This is a genomic window from Georgenia ruanii (assembly GCF_009193175.1).
Lineage (GTDB): Bacteria > Actinomycetota > Actinomycetes > Actinomycetales > Actinomycetaceae > Georgenia > Georgenia ruanii.
The window spans coordinates 34957-51893 of the sequence record NZ_VUKE01000008.1 but is presented as its reverse complement, the minus strand read 5'-3'; the positions used below and the strand labels follow the sequence as shown (position 1 = coordinate 51893).

At 74.7% G+C, this 16937-nt stretch carries 13 protein-coding genes; 6 read left to right on the top strand and 7 right to left on the bottom strand.

Translation table 11 applies throughout. The features are described from left to right. The first annotated feature begins 79 nt into the window (after positions 1-79). From GD880_RS09500 to GD880_RS09485, 4 genes are all read left to right on the top strand, one after another. On the top strand, positions 80-2290 hold the full coding sequence (locus GD880_RS09500; RefSeq protein WP_152231391.1) for a primosomal protein N': 2211 nt from the start codon (positions 80-82) through the stop codon (positions 2288-2290). A 79-nt stretch (positions 2291-2369) separates the two neighbouring features. Continuing rightward, entirely contained in the window at positions 2370-3062 is a 693-nt protein-coding gene (locus GD880_RS09495; RefSeq protein WP_152231390.1) for an HAD-IA family hydrolase, read from the top strand. Positions 3063-3256: 194 nt separating this feature from the next. Next, on the top strand, positions 3257-4195 hold the full coding sequence (fmt, locus tag GD880_RS09490; protein WP_152231389.1) for a methionyl-tRNA formyltransferase: 939 nt from the start codon (positions 3257-3259) through the stop codon (positions 4193-4195). Then, positions 4192-5925 carry an RsmB/NOP family class I SAM-dependent RNA methyltransferase gene (locus GD880_RS09485; protein WP_152231388.1) on the top strand — a complete coding sequence of 578 codons (1734 nt, stop codon included), beginning with the start codon at positions 4192-4194 and terminating at the stop codon, positions 5923-5925. The genes fmt and GD880_RS09485 overlap by 4 nt, the downstream gene beginning before the upstream one ends. 68 nt (positions 5926-5993) lie before the next feature. On the opposite strand, the gene GD880_RS09480 is transcribed toward GD880_RS09485, so the two are convergent. Next, on the bottom strand, positions 5994-7835 hold the full coding sequence (locus tag GD880_RS09480) for a DUF222 domain-containing protein (protein ID WP_193314440.1): 1842 nt from the start codon (positions 7833-7835) through the stop codon (positions 5994-5996). 605 nt (positions 7836-8440) lie between these two features. Between GD880_RS09480 and rpe the strand changes: the two genes are divergently transcribed. Further along, a complete protein-coding gene (gene rpe, locus GD880_RS09475) occupies positions 8441-9106 on the top strand; it encodes a ribulose-phosphate 3-epimerase (RefSeq protein ID WP_152231386.1) in 666 nt (221 codons plus the stop codon). Between the two features lie 377 nt (positions 9107-9483). Then, complete coding sequence (putP, locus tag GD880_RS09470; protein WP_152231385.1) at positions 9484-10989, top strand: sodium/proline symporter PutP; 1506 nt, start codon at positions 9484-9486, stop codon at positions 10987-10989. A 47-nt stretch (positions 10990-11036) separates the two neighbouring features. Here the strand turns inward: putP and GD880_RS09465 are convergent, their stop codons facing one another. Genes GD880_RS09465 through GD880_RS09440 form a run of 6 tightly spaced genes read right to left on the bottom strand, consistent with a single transcriptional unit; the run spans position 11037 to position 16935 of the window. Continuing rightward, on the bottom strand, positions 11037-12407 hold the full coding sequence (locus GD880_RS09465; RefSeq protein WP_152231384.1) for an MFS transporter: 1371 nt from the start codon (positions 12405-12407) through the stop codon (positions 11037-11039). Further along, on the bottom strand, positions 12404-13222 hold the full coding sequence (locus tag GD880_RS09460) for an IclR family transcriptional regulator domain-containing protein (RefSeq protein ID WP_152231383.1): 819 nt from the start codon (positions 13220-13222) through the stop codon (positions 12404-12406). The genes GD880_RS09465 and GD880_RS09460 overlap by 4 nt, the downstream gene beginning before the upstream one ends. Before the next feature lie 2 nt (positions 13223-13224). Next, positions 13225-14406, bottom strand: a complete 1182-nt coding sequence (locus tag GD880_RS09455) for a 4-hydroxybenzoate 3-monooxygenase (protein ID WP_152231382.1) — start codon at positions 14404-14406, stop codon at positions 13225-13227. Continuing rightward, entirely contained in the window at positions 14403-15278 is an 876-nt protein-coding gene (locus GD880_RS09450) for an ABC transporter ATP-binding protein (protein ID WP_226909522.1), read from the bottom strand. The genes GD880_RS09455 and GD880_RS09450 overlap by 4 nt, the downstream gene beginning before the upstream one ends. Further along, a complete protein-coding gene (locus tag GD880_RS09445) occupies positions 15278-16111 on the bottom strand; it encodes an ABC transporter permease (RefSeq protein WP_152231381.1) in 834 nt (277 codons plus the stop codon). The genes GD880_RS09450 and GD880_RS09445 overlap by 1 nt, the downstream gene beginning before the upstream one ends. Further along, positions 16108-16935 (bottom strand): ABC transporter permease, encoded by an 828-nt coding sequence (locus tag GD880_RS09440; RefSeq protein WP_152231380.1) that lies wholly within the window; start codon positions 16933-16935, stop codon positions 16108-16110. Before GD880_RS09440 ends, GD880_RS09445 begins: the two co-directional genes overlap by 4 nt. Between the last annotated feature and the right edge of the window lie 2 nt (positions 16936-16937).

The window sequence follows — 16937 nt, the reverse complement described above, 5'->3', positions numbered from 1 at the left end:
TGTTGGCCCGCCGCGCTACCGAACCGCGCTGCCCACCGCCTTGACGCGGCGTGTCGGCGCCGCGTGATGAGATGAGGACATGACCGTCCCGAGCAGCCCCCGGCCCCAGCAGGGGGCGCTGCTCGATCTGCCTGCCGCCGGTCCCGTCCCCGTCGACGGCGCCGGGGTCACCGACCCGGTCGCTCGCGTCGTGGTCGACGTGCCCCTGCCGCACCTGGATCACAGCTTCGACTACCTGGTGCCGCCCGCGATGGCGGCGACGGCGCTGCCCGGCACCCGCGTGCAGGTGCGCTTTGCCGGGCGGGACCGCTCCGCGTTCGTCGTCGAGCGGCGGGCGGAGACCGATCACCACTCCACGCTCACCCCGCTGCGACGTGCCGTCTCGCCGGTCCCCGTGCTCACGCCGGCCGTGCTGACGCTGTGCCGGTCGGTGGCCGACCGGTACGCCGGCACCCTCATGGACGTCGTGCGCTTCGCGGTGCCCCCGCGGCACGCCACCACGGAGAAGGCGGTCCAGGAGAAGCACGTCGCCGGTGCGGAGGCCCCAGCCGTGCCGGCCCCGGAGGGGTCGGCGTGGCGGCCCTACACCGGCGGCCCGGCCTTCCTGCGGCACCTGGCCGCGGGGGAGAGTCCGCGCGCGGTGTGGACGGCATTACCCGGTCACGATGTGGCCGTGCCCATGCCCGACGAGGCGCCGTCGGTCGAGCCCTCTCCTCCCTCCGTCGCCGCCTGGCCGCTGGCCGTGGCGGAGGCCGCACAAGCGACCCTCGCCTCCGGCCGAGGGGTTCTCGTCGTCGTCCCCACCACCCGCCACGTCGCCCAGGTCGTCGACGCGCTGGCGGCGGTGCTGCCCGGCGAGCCGGTGGTGCGGCTGGTCGCCGACGACGGGCCGTCGAAGCGCTACCGGGCGTTCCTGCGCGCGCTGCTGGGCGAGGCACGCGTCGTGGTGGGCACCCGCGCGGCGGCGTTCGCGCCGGTGCAGGACCTCGGCCTCTGCGTCATCTTCGACGACGGCGACGACCGCCTCGCCGAGCCGCACGCGCCCTACCCCCACGCGCGCCAGGTGCTGGTGCTTCGGGCCGAGCAGGAGCGGGCGGCACTGCTGGTCGGGGGCTTCGCCCGCACGGTCGAGGCGCAGCTGCTCGTGGACCGGCGGTGGGCCCATCCGGTCCAGGCCCCTCGTGAGGTGCTGCGTGCGGCGACGCCCCGCGTCGAGGCGCCCACCGAGGTGGACCTCGCGCGAGAGGGCGCCGCGGCCGCGGCCCGCATCCCGCACCCGGCCTGGCGCCTCGCCAAGGAGGCGCTGACATCGGGCCCGGTTCTGGTCCAGGTCGCCCGGGGCGGCTATGTCCCGGTCGTGGCCTGCGCGCGCTGCCGCGAACCGGCCCGCTGCCGCGCGTGCCACGGGCCGCTGCGCCTGGAACGGGCGGGCGCCGCGCCTACCTGCGCCTGGTGCGGGCGGCACGCGACCGACTGGGCATGCCCCACGTGCGGGACCACCGCGCTGCGCGCCGGCCGGGTCGGCTCCTCCCGCACCGCGGAGGAGCTCGGTCGGGCGTTCCCGTCGGTACCCGTCGTCGTCTCCGGCACCACCGCCGCGCACGGCGTCGTCGAGACCGTCGACGACAGGCCGCGTCTGGTGGTTGCCACGCCGGGGGCGGAGCCGGTCGCTAGCGGCGGGTACGCCGCGGCGCTTCTGCTCGACGGCGCCGTGAGCACCTCCCGGCCCGAGCTGTGGGCGTCAGCCGAGGCGCTGCGCCGCTGGCTCGGCGCCGCGGCGCTCGTGCGCGGCGCGTCCGAGGGTGGGCGGGTGATGCTGCTCGGCCAGCCGGCACCGGTCCCCGCCCAGGCTCTCGTGCGCTGGGACCCGGCCGGCTTCGCCGAGCGGGAGCTCGCCGAACGGGCAGAGCTGGCCTTCCCGCCCGCTGTGCGGATGGCCGCGGTGCAGGGTCCGCCCGCCGCGGTGCGGTCGTTCCTCGGTCACCTCGAGCCGCTCGACGGGCTGGAGGTCCTCGGCCCCGTGGAGGTCGCGGCCCGGGGCACCGCCGACACCGCACAGGAGGTCGGTGAGGGGTCGGGGCCCCGTCGTCGAAACGGCGCACGCGCGCGCAACGCCGGCCGCGCCACGGCAGTCGTGCCCCCGGAGACCGAAGCGCGCGCGGTGCTGCGCGTGGAGCGGCGGCGCGGCGCGGACTTGTGCCGCGCCCTGGCGCACGCGGCCGCAGCACGCAGCGCCCGCAAGGAACCTGGCGCGATCCGCGTCCAGGTGGACCCGCCCGACCTGTGGTGACGCGCGCTTGTCGATGGGCGCCCCAGCGCGGCCGGCCGGACCGCCACCCGGTCGACGGCTCGTGCGGGAGGATGGCGAGATGAGTCACGTTGACGACACCGAGAACCAGCTCGGCACGAGCGGCCCGGCCGCCGATCGGCCCCTCACGGTCGTGTTCGACCTCGGAGGGGTTGTCGTGAACTGGGATCCGTACATGGCCCTCGCCGACCGCCTCGACCGCGCCGGCTGGGCGGACTTCTCGGCGGCCATCGACTTCCCCGGCGTCAACCTGGCGATGGACGCCGGCCTCACCCACGCCGCGGCGCGTGAGCGCGTGGCGGCGGCCCACCCCGAGCACGCAGCGACCTTCGCCCGCTATTGCGAGAACTTCGCCGGCAGCCTCACCGGTCCTGTCCCCGGCACCGACGAGGTCATTGACGAGCTCGCCGCCGCTGGCGTGCCGCTGCTGGGACTGACGAACTGGTCGGCCGAGACGTTCGTGCACGCCCGGCCGGCCGCACCGGCGATCGGCCGTCTGCACGGCGTCGTCGTGTCCGGGGAGGAGGGGGTGGTCAAGCCGGACCCCGCCATCTTCGAGATCCTCATCACCCGGTACGCCCTCGACCCTGCCCGAACCGTGTTCATCGACGACTCGCCGGGAAATGTCCGTGGCGCCGAGGCCGTCGGCCTCACCGCCCTGCGGTTCACCGGCGCCGACCGGCTGCGGGACGACCTGCGTGCCCTCGGCCTGCCCGTCCGACTGGTCCCGCGCGTGAGCAACAGCCACCCGTAGTCGGGGTCCGGGCCCGGATGGGCGGGTGATCGCCACACCGGCCGTGCGCGCGACGCCGGCCGTGTGCGTCACGCCGGCCGTGTGCGTCACGTCGGCCGTGTGCGTCACGCCGGCCGTGTGCGTCACGTCGGCCGTGCGCCTGGCCCGGTCGCCGTCCCGGCCCGGACCCGAGCCGACGCATAGACTCGGTCACCATGCGTCTGCTGTTCGCCGGCACCCCCGAGGTGGCGCTGCCCTCCCTGCGTACCCTGCTCGCCTCCGACCACGAGGTGGCGGCAGTGCTCACGCGACCCGACACCCGCAAGGGCCGCGGCCGGACCCTGGCCGCCAGCCCGGTCGCCGAGCTCGCCCGCGCCCGGGGCATCACCGTCCTGACGCCGCGCTCTCTGCGTGAGGACGGCGTGGCGGAGCAGATCGCGGATCTCGCCATCGACGCCGCGCCGATCGTCGCCTACGGCGGCCTCGTGCCCGCCGACCTGCTCACCGTGCCCCGCCACGGCTGGGTCAACCTACACTTCTCGCTCCTGCCGGCGTGGCGGGGCGCCGCACCGGTCCAGCGCGCGCTCATCGCCGGCGACGAGGTCACGGGGGCCAGCGTCTTCCAGCTCGAGAGCGGGCTCGACACCGGGCCGGTCTACGGCACGCTCACCGAAACGGTGCGCCCGCGCGATACCGCCGGCGACCTGCTGGGACGCCTCGCCGACTCCGGTGCGCAGCTACTTCTCCAGGTGCTCGACGCCCTCGCGGACGGCTCTGCCCGCCCCAGCCCGCAGCCCGCCGACGGCGTCAGCCTCGCCCCCAAGCTGGACGTGGAGGATGCACGCGTGCGCTGGGCCGATCCGGCGCTGGCGGTGGACCGGCTGATCCGCGGCTGCACCCCCGCCCCCGGGGCGTGGACGACGACCCCGACTGGCGCCCGACTCAAGGTCGGACCGATAACCTCCCGCCCGGATGTGGTCGACCTGCGGCCCGGCGAGATGCGGGCCGGCAAGCACGAGGTGCTCGTGGGCACCGGCTCCCACGCCGTCGCCCTCGGGGAGGTGGCGCCGGCGGGCAAGAGCTGGATGCCCGCCGAGGCCTGGGCCCGCGGTGCTCATGCGGCGCCCGGCGCCCGGCTGGGGCAGGCCGAATGAGCGAGCGTCGCCCCGGCGGTGGTGGCCGGCATCCGGGCGGGGGCTCCGGTGGGGCGGGTCGGCGCCCGGGCGGGGGCACCGGCGCTGGCGGACACCGCCCGGACCGACGGGCTGACGGCGGAGGCGAGCGCCCGGACCGCGGCGCCGACGGCGGAGGCCAGCGCCCCGACCGCGGCGCCGACGGCGGAGGCCAGCGGCGGGGCCGCGATGCCGGAGCCGGACGTCACGGCGCCGGCGCGGCGGGAAGCCCCCGCCGGGCGCGGCCCACCACCGGAGGCGCTGTAGGCCGTGCCCCGCGCCGCCGCGGACCGGACGCAGCCCGCCAGGCCGCCTTCGACGTCCTGCGCCAGGTGGTCGAGTCGGATGCCTACGCCAACCTCGTCCTGCCGGGGCTGCTGCGTGAGCGCGGCATCGGCGGACGCGACGCCGCCTTCGCCACCGAGCTCGCCTACGGGACGCTGCGCCTGCGCGGCCGCTATGACGCCGTGCTGGCCCTGTGCACCAACGGCCGACCCTTGGAGAGCCTCGACGCCCCGGTGCTGGATGTGCTCCGGCTGGGCGCGCACCAGATCCTTGGGATGCGGGTCCCGAGCCATGCCGCCGTGTCCGAGAGCGTCGCACTCGCCCGGGCGGTGACGGGTCCCGGCCCGGCGGGGCTGGTCAACGCCGTCCTGCGCGCGGTGGCCCGCCGCTCCGTGGACGAGTGGCTCGCGGCGATCGCCGACGCCGCCGACCCGCTCGGCTCGGACGTCGTCGCGCGGCTGGCCGTCACCGAGTCGCACCCGGCGTGGATCGCTAGGGCGCTGCGCCAGTCGCTCGTCGCCAACGGCCGCCCGGCCGAGGAGCTCGACGAGCTCCTCGCGGCCGACAACACCGCACCGCACGTCACCCTCGTCGCCCGTCCGGGCCTGGTGACCGCCGACGAGCTCGCCGCCGAGGCCGCGCGGCGCACGGGGGCGGCCCCGCGCGCGGGGCGCTGGTCCTCGCTCGCGCTCGTCCTTCGCGGAGGGGACCCCGCCGACCTGCCCGCGGTGCGGCGGGCGGCCGCCGGCGCCCAGGACGAGGGGTCCCAGCTCGTCGCGCTGGCCCTGGCGGCGGCGCCGCTGGCGGGGGGCGACGGCGCCGCGGCCGACGCATCCTGGCTCGACCTGTGTGCCGGCCCGGGCGGCAAGGCGGCGCTCCTCGGCGCGCTCGCTCACGAGCGCGGCGCCCACCTGCTCGCCAACGAGGTGGCCCCGCACCGGGCCCGGCTGGTCCGCCGGTCGGTGGCGGCGGTGCCCCACGGGACCGTGGAGGTGCGCACTGGCGACGGCCGGGACCTCGGCGCCGAGCGTCCCGGCGGGTTCGACCGGGTGATGGTGGACGCCCCGTGCACCGGGCTCGGCGCGCTGCGCCGGCGTCCGGAGTCCCGCTGGCGGCGCACCCCGGAAGACCTCGCCGGCCTCGGCAGCCTCCAGCGCGAGCTGCTCGGCTCGGCGCTCGACGCCACGCGGCCCGGGGGAGTGGTGGCCTACGTGACGTGCTCTCCCCATGTGGCCGAGACGCATGTCGTCGTGGAGGACGTGGTCCGCCGCCGCGGCGACGTCGAGGTCCTCGATGCCACGGCCACCATGGAGTCCGTGACGGCCGACCGCCTGCCCGGGCTCGGCGCGGGGCCGTACGTCCAGCTCTGGCCGCACCTGCACGGCACCGACGCGATGTTCCTCGCCCTGCTGCGGAAGACCACCTGAGGGCCCGGCCGCGAAGGGCGATCCGGCCCGGACGCGACCGGCGCCGGGCGCCGCTCGCAGCGCGAGGGTCAGAACGGCGGCTCGCTGCTCTGACCAGGCGGGAGGTCGGCATCCCACAGCGTCAACGGATCGTTGCCTGAGGGCGGCGGCGCCGGCTCGGACGGTGGTCCGGTGTCCGCCGCCGGTGACGTGGCTGGCGCCGGCACGAATCGTGCGTCCGCCGGAGTGATGCCCTCTGGTGCGCCGCGCTCGATCGTCGTTGTCCGCGCCGCGCTTCCCGAGGCGGCTGACGCCGTGCTTCCCGAGGCGGCTGACGCGGCCGGCCCGGTGCTGGTGGTGCCCGCCCGCCGGCTTCGAAGGTCGGGCGGCCAGGAGGCCACGAGCGGGTCGTGGCACGTGGTGCGCTCGGGGGTGAGGCCCTCGTCGCTGAGGCCGATTGCGTTGCGGGTGCCCTTGACGGGCCCGCGTCGTCGTTTCGTCGTGCCCAGGTGCCGCCCGTCGCGATAGTGGAAGTCGAAGCCATCGCCGAGGATCGTGATGCGGATGTGCTCCTGGTGGACGCGGTGGTGGTGGTACACGCAGAGGGTGCAGCCGTTGGCCAGTGAGGTGGGGCCGCCGTCGGCGAAGAACCAGACGTGATGGACCTCGCACCAGGAGGCCCTGATCGAGCACCCTGGCCACTGGCAGTGGCGGTCGCGCGTGGTGATCGCCCGCCGCATCTCGCGGTTGTACACGCGCTCCGTGCGCCCGACGTCCAGGGGCACTGAGGCCGCGTTCATGACGATGCGGGTGACCTCGCAGTCGCACATCAGGCGCTCGAGCTCCTGGCCGGGGACCAGCGATCCGTCCTCGAGCTCCGCGGGCGGCACGTTGGCTAGCGGGGGCGGGTCACGGAGCACGATCCGGGGGAGTGCGGGGCTCGGGTCGCCGGGCGACGCCGGCCCGCTTGCGGCTCTCGGACTTCGGGGAGGGGCCCCGGGTGCAGGGCTCGGAGTCGCGGATGCCGTCAGCGTTCCCGGCGCCATGGGGAGGCCGTCCGCGTCGAGGCCGAGCGCGGCACCAGGCCAGCCGGCAGCCGCGTCCATCTCGTGCCGATCGGCTTCCTCGATCGCCCGACGACGGCGAAGGGTGGCGTCCCAGGTCTCCTCCGAGACGATCAGCGCGAGATGGGGGCGGATCTGGGCGCCGTTGCGGTCGGCGCCGACCTGCAGCACGCGCGACGCCATCGTCACGAGCGCGTCGGCGCGGCGCTGCTCCCGGGTCCGGACGTCGTCCTTCGCCGGCTTGCCGAGGATGGCGTCGAGGGCCGTCTCGACGATCGTGCCGCCGATGTCGTCGAGGAACCAGGCGCCGGCGCGCCCGCCCGCCGACCGGCGGGTGCTCACCGACCGCCGTCGCCACACCGCGTCGTACTGCTCCTGGGCGGCCCGGGCGTCGATCGAGGCGGCCACCTTCTTCGCCTCCCGGGCGAGCTCGGGCGCGCTGAGGTGCTTCGCCTTCTCGAGCAGGTCGGCCGCGGCCCCGCCCTCGAGCGCTGCCTTGACCTCTTCTGAGGCGGTGGCGCGCAATCGAGCAAACGTCCGCGCGTGCTCGAGGGTGAGCTCGCCGTCCGCCACCGCGTCAGCCACCTCGGGCATGGCCTGCAGCCCCTCCGCCACCTGGAGCTCGCCGACCGCCGGGCCTCGGCCCGTGCCCGTGGACCGGGCGCGCCAGTCTGCGAAGTCCCTGTCCAGCGCGGTGCCCCAGCGTCCGTCCTCCTTGTGGGCGAGAAGGACCTGGCCGCGGTAGATCGTCAGCGACTGGATCGCCGCGTCGAGCCCGGCGATGACGCTCTCGCGTTCGCGCTGCTCCCACCGGACCGCGTTGGCGCCCGGCGCGCCGGCGGTGAGCCCGCGAACGGCGTTCCGCACGACGTCGAGCAGGGCGACCGGACCAGGCGAGTCGACGGCGGGAGGAGCGGCGGCGCCCCGCCCCGCCGTGGCGCCGCCCGGGTGAGCGGCGCGGGTGGGGTGACTGGTCGCTTGGGACGGCGCGGGCAACCGATCGTCAGCCGGTGCCGAGGCGGGCAACCGATCGTCAGCCGGTGCCGCCATCGTTGCCACCCCCTCGCCCCGGTCGAGCTGATGCCAGGGACGCTACCGATCTACGAGGGCAGGGATCGGCGGTCGGGCGGCAGCTGTGGACAGGGCGGCACGAGCGTGGCGATGAGAGCCGCGCGAGGACGCAGCCTGACGACGTCGCACGACGACGCAGCCTGACGACGTCGCACGGCGACGTAGCCCGACGACGTCGCACGACGACGCAGCCTGACGACGTCGCATGGCGACGTAGCCCGACGACGTCGCACGACGACGCAGCCCGACGACGTCGCACGACGACGCATCCCGACGACGTCGCCGCCCGCCGGCGCCGCCAGAAGGTGGCTGCCCGGAGGGCGCCCACGAGCGATCCCGGCGGCCCGCCCCGGCTCCGGGCCGCGTCCGAGCCACGCGGCCGGCCCCGTTACCCTGAGCCGGTGAGCATCGTGATTTCGCCCAGCATCCTCAACTCCGACTTCTCCGACCTGCGCGGCGAGCTCGCCAAGATCTCCGGCGCGGACTACGCCCACGTCGACGTCATGGACAACCACTTCGTCCCCAACCTGACGATGGGACTGCCGGTGGTGGAGGGCATCATCAAGGTCACGCCGGTCCCGGTCGATGCGCACCTCATGATCGAGGACCCGGACCGCTGGGCGCCGGCCTACGCCGAGGCGGGCTGCGCCTCCGTGACGTTCCACGCCGAGGCCGCCACCGCACCGGTCAAGCTCGCCCGCGAGCTGCGCGCCAAGGGCGCGCGCGCCGGCATCGCGCTGCGACCGGCCACCCCGATCGAGCCCCTGCTGGACCTCTTGCCGGAGTTCGACATGATCCTCGTCATGACCGTCGAGCCCGGCTTCGGCGGGCAGTCCTTCATCGATGGCACGCTCCCGAAGATCGCCCGCACCCGCGAGGCGATCTCGGCGGCCAACCTGGACGTGTGGGTCCAGGTCGACGGCGGCGTGTCCCGCTCGACGATCGAGCGCGCCGCGGAGGCTGGCGCCAACGTGTTCGTGGCCGGGTCCGCCGTGTACAAGGCCGAGGACGCCGACGCCGAGGTGGCCGCGCTGCGCCAGCTCGCGCAGGAGGCGCACAAGCACTGACCCGTCGCCCCCTCGACCCGCTGTCAGGCAGGCCGAACCCCGTGCGCAGACCGGCCCGGCAGGGCGTGCCGACGGCGGCAGAGGGGCATGGTGCGGCAGCGCAGGGACCCACGAAATCGGCGAAGGCCGTCCAAAATGCGGGCCAGGTCACAAACCGTCCGACGGGCACACGTCCGCCCGCACATGCCCGGTTCAAGCAATCCGCACCACCGTGCCGCTCCCGCACCGGGCTGTCGTTCGACCAAGGCTCAGCAACGCTTCAGCATCTCCACAGTGTCATTCAGTAACACTGAACCGGCGCTTCACGTCGGCTGGTGGCCCCCGGGGCGCCGGGGTACCTTCGGCGGGCCCTCACCCCCGACAGGACGGTTGCTGCAGTGTCTGACCAGGCGTTTCATCTCATCGCGGTGCTTGTCTACCTCGTAGGCATGCTGGCGATCGGCTGGTACTTCTTCGTGCGGACCAAGGACCTGTCGGACTACATGCTCGGCGGGCGGGGCCTGCCGCCCTCGGTCGCCGCCCTCAGCGCCGGCGCGTCCGACATGTCCGGCTGGCTGCTCATGGGCCTGCCCGGCGCCATCTACGTCGCGGGCCTGGTCGAGGCGTGGATCGCCGTCGGCCTCACGATCGGGGCGTGGGTCAACTGGAAGATCGTGGCGCCGCGGCTGCGGAGCTACTCCCAGGTCTCCACCAACTCCATCACCATCCCGAGCTTCCTCGAGAGCCGCCTGCGTGACCGGACGCGCGCGATCCGCGTCGTCTCCGGCCTGATCATCCTGGTCTTCTTCACGTTCTACGTCTCCGCCGGCATGGTCTCCGGCGGCGTGTTCATGGAGAGCTCGTTCGGCGCCGACTACCGCGGCGGGATGATCCTCATCGCGGCCGTCACGATCCTGTACACCCTCTTCGGCGGGTTCCTGGCCGTCAGCTACACCGACTTCGTCCAGGGCGTGATGATGTTCCTCGCCCTGCTCGCGGTGCCGATCGTCGGGCTCGTCGCCGTCGGCGGCCCTGGCGAGGTCGCCGCCACCGTGCGCGAGATCGACCCCGGCATGCTGTCCATGCTCGGCGAGGGGGCCACCGTCATCGGGGTCGTCTCCGCGCTGGCGTGGGGCCTGGGCTACTTCGGGCAGCCGCACATCATCGTGCGGTTCATGGCGCTGCGCACCCCGCAGGAGGCCACCGCCGGCCGCCGCATCGGCATGGGGTGGATGGCGCTGTCGGTCGGCGGCGCGATCGTCACGGCCCTCGTCGGCGTCGCCTACTTCCGCCAGCACCCCGAGCTCACGCTCGCCGACCCTGAGACGGTCTTCCTCGTGCTCGGCCAGCTGCTGTTCCACCCCCTCATCGCGGGCTTCATCCTCGCGGCCGTGCTCGCGGCGATCATGAGCACCGTCTCGTCCCAGCTGCTGGTCACCGCGTCGGCCCTGGTGGAGGACCTGTACTCGATGCTCACCAGGCGCGCAGCGTCGGACCGTCGGCAGGTGCTGCTCAGCCGCGGCGCCGTGCTGCTCATCGCCGTCGTCGCTGGCGCCATGGCCTGGACCCAGAACGACACCATCCTCGCCCTCGTGTCCTTCGCATGGGCGGGCTTCGGGGCCGCCTTCGGCCCGACCATCCTGCTGGCGCTGTACTGGCGGCGCCTGACCACGGCCGGCGCGCTGTCCGGGATGATCGTCGGCGCCGTCACGGTGGCCGTGTGGGGCAACGTCGACGGCGGCATCTTCGACCTGTACGAGATCCTTCCCGGCTTCGCCCTGAACCTCGCCGCGGCCGTCGTCGTCTCGCTGCGCACGCACCGCCACGACGCGGAGATCGCCGCGGAGTTCGACGAGCACGTCGCGGCCGCGCGCGGCGCGGAGCCGGCCGCGGTGACCGCCTGAGAATGCGGCGCGACGCCGAGCGCGGCCTGAGTGGGCCCGCCGCCGGCTCAGCCGTGCGCGGGACCGCCGATGGGCCGGTCCTCGCCCGCGCGGAGGCCGCTCACGGCGAGGCCGACCGCGAGCGCGACCAGGATCGTCAGCGGCACCGCCCAGCCGGCTGTGGCGCCGTGCGCCCACCCGATGACGATCGGGCCGAGCGCCGCCAGGGCGTATCCGGCGCCCTGCACCATCGCCGAGACCGACCGGCCGTAGTCGGCGTCCACCGGGCGCTCCGCCACGAGGGTGAGTCCGAGGCCGATCCCGGCGCCCTGCGCGAGACCGCCGACGAGCACCCACGGCATCCACACGTGGGGGAGGACCAGGACCCCCACAAGCAGCACGAGCCAGCCGAGGGCGATGACGACGCCGACGCGCCGGGCGCCGCCGAGCCAGCGGAGCAGGGCGGGCACCGCCAGCGTCCCGGCGATGCCGAGCAGGTGGAAGAGGGAGACGGCGGTCCCGCCGGTGGCCGCGCTCGCCGAGGCCGACTCCACCAGCAGCGGCGGCAGCCACGCGCTGACGCTGTAGAACAGCGTCGCCTGCAGCCCGAAGAACGCGGCGAGCCACCACACGCTGGCCTGGGTCCACACCGGCGGGCGGGGGTGGGCCGACGACGGCGCAGGTCGGGGCGTGCCCGACGACGGACCGGGCCGGGGTGGAGCCGACGACGGCCCGGGCCCGGGCGTGCCCGACGACGGCCTGGGCCGGGGCGCGGCCGACGACGCCGGCGGTGCGCTCATCCGGGCGGGCGTGGCCCCTGCACCGGCGGCCGGCGTGGACGGGGCGACGTCGGCACGGACCCGGGCGCGCAGGCGCATGTGCACCAGCCACACCACCACCGCGACGGCGACCAGCACCGCCAGGGACGCCGTCGCCCCCCGCCAGCCCAGCCGGGCGGCCATCGGCACGGCCACCGCCGCGGCGAGGGCCCCGCCCACCCCGTACGAGCTCGTCGAGGTGGCCATGATGCTCTTGACGTGGCTGCCGCCGTCGCGGCGCACGAGCACCGGGACGAGCACGTTACCCACCGTGATCGCCGCGCCCACGACCACCGTGCCCGCCAGCAGCGCGGCCAGCCCGTCCCACGGCCGCAGGGCGATCGCGGCCCCCAGCAGCAGGAGGGCAGCCAGCATGGTGCGTTCGAGGCCGAAGCGGCGTGCGAGCAGCGCCGCCACGGGGGAGCCGACGGCGAAGCACACCAGCGGCAGGGAGGTGATCAGCCCCGCGGTCGTCGAGCTGAGGCCCAGGTCGGCGCTGATCTCGTCGATGAGGGGCGGGATGCCGACGATCGGCCCGCGCAGGTTCAGCCCGATGAGCACCGTGGCCGCGACGAGCAGCCCGAGGCCGCCGCCGGCGCGGGCGGCCGGACGCCGGGTCATCGCAACGCGGACAGGTCGTCGGAGATGGCCGCGGCGGTGGCGAGCAGGTGCGGGAGCAGGTCGCTGACCAGCGCCGAGGCTGGGCCGCGCCGCGCCGCCGTCGACATGTTGCAGGCGGCGACGACGCGGCCGTCGCGGTCCCGGATCGGGGCCGCGATGGAGCGCAGCCCTTCCTCGAGCTCCTCGTCCACCAGCGCCCAGCCCTGCGCGCGCACCGTGGCCAGCTCCGCGAGCAGGTCCTCGACGGCGGTCAGCGTGTACCGGGTGAGCGGCCGCAGCTCGCCGAGGTGCGCGTCGACCTCGGCGGCCGGGAGCCCGGCGAGCAGCACCCGGCCCATGGACGTCGCGTACGCCGGGAGCCGGGCGCCGACGCCGAGGTCGACGCTCATGATCCGGTTGCTGGCCACCCGCGCGACGTACACGATCTCCGACCCGTCCAGCACGGACACCGACACCGACTCCCCGACCTGAGCGGCCAGGCGCTGCAGGTGCATCCGGCACAGCTCGGGCAGGGAGATGGAGGACAGGTAGGCGTAGCCCAGCTCCAGCACCCGCGGGCGCAGGCTGAACAGGCGCCCGTCCGCCTCGACGTACCCGATCTCCACCAGGGTGTGCAGGAACCGCCGCGCCGCCGCCCGGGTGAGCCCGGTGCGCCGGGCGACGTCGCTGAGCGTGAGCTGTGCGTGCTCGGCGTCGAACGCCCGGATCACCGCCAGGCCCCGGTCGAGGGACTGGACGTACCCGGTCGAGCGCCCGGGGGTCTCGTCGGCCGCGTCGTCGGGGCTGACCTGCAGGCCCCGGGCGGTGGTGTTCATCGTCATCCCACGTAGTTCTCTGCCAGTGCGGTCGCGTGTGCCCGCGAGGAGGCGACGCTGCGCAGCTGCGCGGTCTGCACCCGCCGGTCGAACGGGGTGTCGCCGTCGAACCGGTGCAGCATCGTCGTCATCCACCACGAGAAGTACTCCGCCCGCCACACCGAGCGCAAGGCCTCCTCGGTGTACCGCCGCAGCGCCTCCTCGTTGCCCGTGCGGAACTGCACGGTCAGCGCCCGGGCGAGGAGGTCGACGTCGCGGATTGCCAGGTTCATGCCCTTGGCGCCCGTCGGGGGGACCGTGTGTGCGGCGTCGCCGGCCAGGAAGAGCCGCCCGCGCTGCATCGGCTCGCCGACGTAGCTGCGCAGCGGCGCGATGGACCGCTCGAAGATCTCGCCCTGGGTCGGCTCCCACGGCTCGCCGTCGAGGCTGAACCGCAGCGCGAGCTCCTCCCAGATCCGCTCGTCCGGCCAGTCCTCGAGCCGGTCGGTGGACGGCACCTGCAGGTACAGCCGCGTCACGCTGGGCGAGCGCATCGAGTACAGCGCGAACCCGCGGGGGTGATTGGCGTAGATGAGCTCGTGGATGCGCGGTGCGGCGTGGGCCAGGATGCCCAGCCACCCGAAGGGGTATACCTTCTCGTACGGCGTGACGGCCTCGCCCATGGCCGGGCGCCCGGCGCCGTGCGCGCCGTCGCAGGCGACGACGAAGTCCGCGACGATCCGGTGCTCCACGCCGTCGACGGTGTAGGTCACCGACGGCTCGGCGGAGTCGATGTCGTGGATCGCCGCCGGCCCGCAGGCGAAGCGCACGTCCCCGCCGTCGGCCAGGCGCCGCTCGGCCAGGTCGTGGACCACCTCCTGCTGGCCGTACACGGTGATGTGCCGCCCAGTCAGCTCGGTCATGGGGATGCGATGGCCCACGCCGTCGAAGCGCAGCTCGATGCCCTCGTGCACCAGGCCCTCGCGGTCCATCCGCTCCCCGACGCCGGCGCGGCGCAGGATGTCGGCCGCGCCGTGCTCGATGACGCCGGCCCGCACGCGGGCCTGGACGTACTCCCGGTCGCGGGCCTCGACCAGGATGGTCGCGATGCCCTCCCGGTGCAGCAGGTGGGTCAGCAGCAGCCCCGCCGGGCCGGCGCCGACGACGACGACCTGGGTGCGCTCCTCGACCGGCCCGGGCGTCACGGCGTCACCGCCGAGCGGCCCGCCCCCTGCACGTCCGCGGCGAGCACGGAGTCCTCGTCGCCGGGCCGGTAGCCGCGCTTGGCCTTCTGCACCAGGTCGTAGACGTGGGCGCGCAGCCGGGCGAACTCGGGGTCGTTGCGGGTGGTGAGCTGGTCGCGCTCGTCGGGCAGGTCGACGGCGACGTCCTCGAGGATGACGGTCGGGCGCCCGGAGAGGACGAGGACGCGCTGGCCGAGGTAGATCGACTCGTCGATGTCGTGGGTGACGAACAGCACGGTCACCCCGAGACGGTGCCACAGGGCCCGCACGAGGTCCTCGAGGTCGGCGCGGGTCTGGGCGTCGACGGCGGCGAAGGGCTCGTCCATGAGGAGGATGTGCGGCTCGTAGGCCACCGCGCGGGCGATGGCCACGCGCTGCTGCATGCCGCCGGAGAGCTGCCAGGGGTAGGACCTGGGCACGTCGGCCAGGCCGACCGCCTCCAGGGCGTTGTCGACCAGGCGGCGCCGCTCGGCCCTGCCGATGCCCTTCTCCTTCAGCGGCAGCTCGACGTTCTGCTCGACGGTGAGCCAGGGAAAGAGGGAGCGGGCGTACTCCTGGAAGACCACGGCCATGCCCTTGGGTGGGCCGGAGACCTTCTGCCCCTCCAGCGAGACGGTGCCCGAGGTGGGCGGGAGCAGGCCGGAGATGCACCGCAGCAGGGTGGTCTTGCCGGCGCCGGAGGGGCCGACGATGCAGACCATCTCCCCGGCGCGGACCTGGAAGGTCAGGTCGCGGATGGCCTCGGTGGAGCCGGTGGCGGACTCGTAGACCTTCCTCAGCCCGGCGACGGCGAGCATGGTGGACCCGGGGGCGGGACGGTTGGCGGTAGACATCAGTTGCCTCCTCGCTGGGACTGGCGCAGGCCCGTGTACCAGGCCAGCACGGGGCGCTCGATGGCGCGGAAGATCAGGGACAGGACGACGCCGACGAGGCCGAGCAGGATGATGCCGGTCCACATCTCGGGGATCGCGAAGGACCGCTGGAACTGCACGATGGTGAAGCCGAGCCCGTTGGACGCGGCGAACATCTCGGAGATGACCATCAGGATGATCGCGATGGACAGCGCCTGGCGGGCGCCGGTGACGATCTGCGGGGAGGCCCCGCGCAGCACCAGGGTGCGCAGCTTCGTCGCCGGGCGCAGCCGGTACACGCTGGAGGTGTCGCGCAGGACGTCGTCGACCCCGCGCACCCCCTCGACGGTGTTGAGCAGGATCGGCCACACCGCCCCGGTGGCGATGACGAAGACCTTCATGGTGGTGAAGATGCCCAGGAACAGCATGATGATCGGGATCATCACCGGCGGCGGGATCGCCCGGAAGAACTCCAGCGCCGGCTCGGCGAAGGCCCGCAGCCGCGGGGACAGGCCGATCGCGGTGCCCATCCCCACCCCGAGGACCAGGGCGATGAGGTAGCCCATGACCAGGCGCATGAGGGACGGGAGCACCTCGGCGGTGATCCGGCCCTCGAACCAGGTGGCGGGGAAGGTGGCAAGAATCTCGCGCAGCGGTGGGAAGAAGAAGCTCTCCGAGCCGGCCGAGGCCACCCACCAGATGGCGAGCAGGATGACCGGCAGGCCGAGGGCCATGAGGACCCGGCGCAGCAGGGAGCTGCCGCGGCGGCGGCGCGGGGCGGCCGTGGCGGGGGTCGCAGCGGGGGTGGCGGTCATGAGGCGGTCTCCCGACGGACGGAGGGGTGCCAGCGCAGGATGCGCCGCTCGACGAGGCGGGCGAAGAGGTTCACCGCGACGCCGAGCAGGCCGGTGACGATGACCAGGGCGTACATCGAGGCCACCGCGCCGGACTGCTGGGCCACGGCGAGCAGCTTGCCCAGCCCGGGGGTGCCGATGATCAGCTCGCCGGTGATGGTCAGGATCAGCGCCACCGTGGCCGCCAGCCGGAAGCCGGTGACGACGTAGGGCAGCGCCGTCGGCCAGGTCACCGTGCGCGCCTGGGTCAGGGCGCGGAAGCGGTAGGAACGCGCGGTGTCCCGCGCGACCGGGTCGACGTCCTGGACGCCGTAGAGCACCTGGACCAGCACCTGCCAGAACGAGGCGTAGACCACCAGCAGCAGCGTGGCCTGCATGCCGGTGCCGTAGAGCAGCACCGCCAGCGGGATCAGCGCCACCGACGGGATCGGCCGGAGGAACTCGATCGTCGAGGCGGTCGCCTCGCGCAGGAACGGCACCGAGCCGATCACGATGCCCGCGACCACCCCGGCCACCATCGCGATGGCCAGGCCGAGGGCCCACGTGGTCAGCGTCTGGCGGAACGCCGTCCAGAACTCCGGCGTCTGCACCCGCTCGACCAGGGCGGTGAACATCTCCGAGAAGGGCGGCAGGAACCGCGGGTCCACCACCCCCAGGCTCGGCAGCAGCTGGATGAGCACCACCACCGTGAGGATGCCCGCCAGGCCGAGCAGGGCCTTGCCGCCCCGGCGGCGCGGACGCCGCCGGGCGGGGGCCGCCGCCCGGGTCGCGGGAGCAGCGGTCACGG

What these genes read in the sequence shown, in the direction of transcription:
- fmt (WP_152231389.1), top strand. Translation starts at nt 3,257, where the DNA reads ATGCGTCTGCTGTTCGCCGGCACCCCCGAGGTGGCGCTGCCCTCCCTG.
- GD880_RS09485 (WP_152231388.1), top strand. Translation starts at nt 4,192, where the DNA reads ATGAGCGAGCGTCGCCCCGGCGGTGGTGGCCGGCATCCGGGCGGGGGC.
- GD880_RS09450 (WP_226909522.1), bottom strand. Translation starts at nt 15,278, where the DNA reads ATGTCTACCGCCAACCGTCCCGCCCCCGGGTCCACCATGCTCGCCGTC.
- GD880_RS09460 (WP_152231383.1), bottom strand. Translation starts at nt 13,222, where the DNA reads ATGAACACCACCGCCCGGGGCCTGCAGGTCAGCCCCGACGACGCGGCC.
- GD880_RS09500 (WP_152231391.1), top strand. Translation starts at nt 80, where the DNA reads ATGACCGTCCCGAGCAGCCCCCGGCCCCAGCAGGGGGCGCTGCTCGAT.
- GD880_RS09465 (WP_152231384.1), bottom strand. Translation starts at nt 12,407, where the DNA reads ATGACCCGGCGTCCGGCCGCCCGCGCCGGCGGCGGCCTCGGGCTGCTC.
- GD880_RS09495 (WP_152231390.1), top strand. Translation starts at nt 2,370, where the DNA reads ATGAGTCACGTTGACGACACCGAGAACCAGCTCGGCACGAGCGGCCCG.
- GD880_RS09445 (WP_152231381.1), bottom strand. Translation starts at nt 16,111, where the DNA reads ATGACCGCCACCCCCGCTGCGACCCCCGCCACGGCCGCCCCGCGCCGC.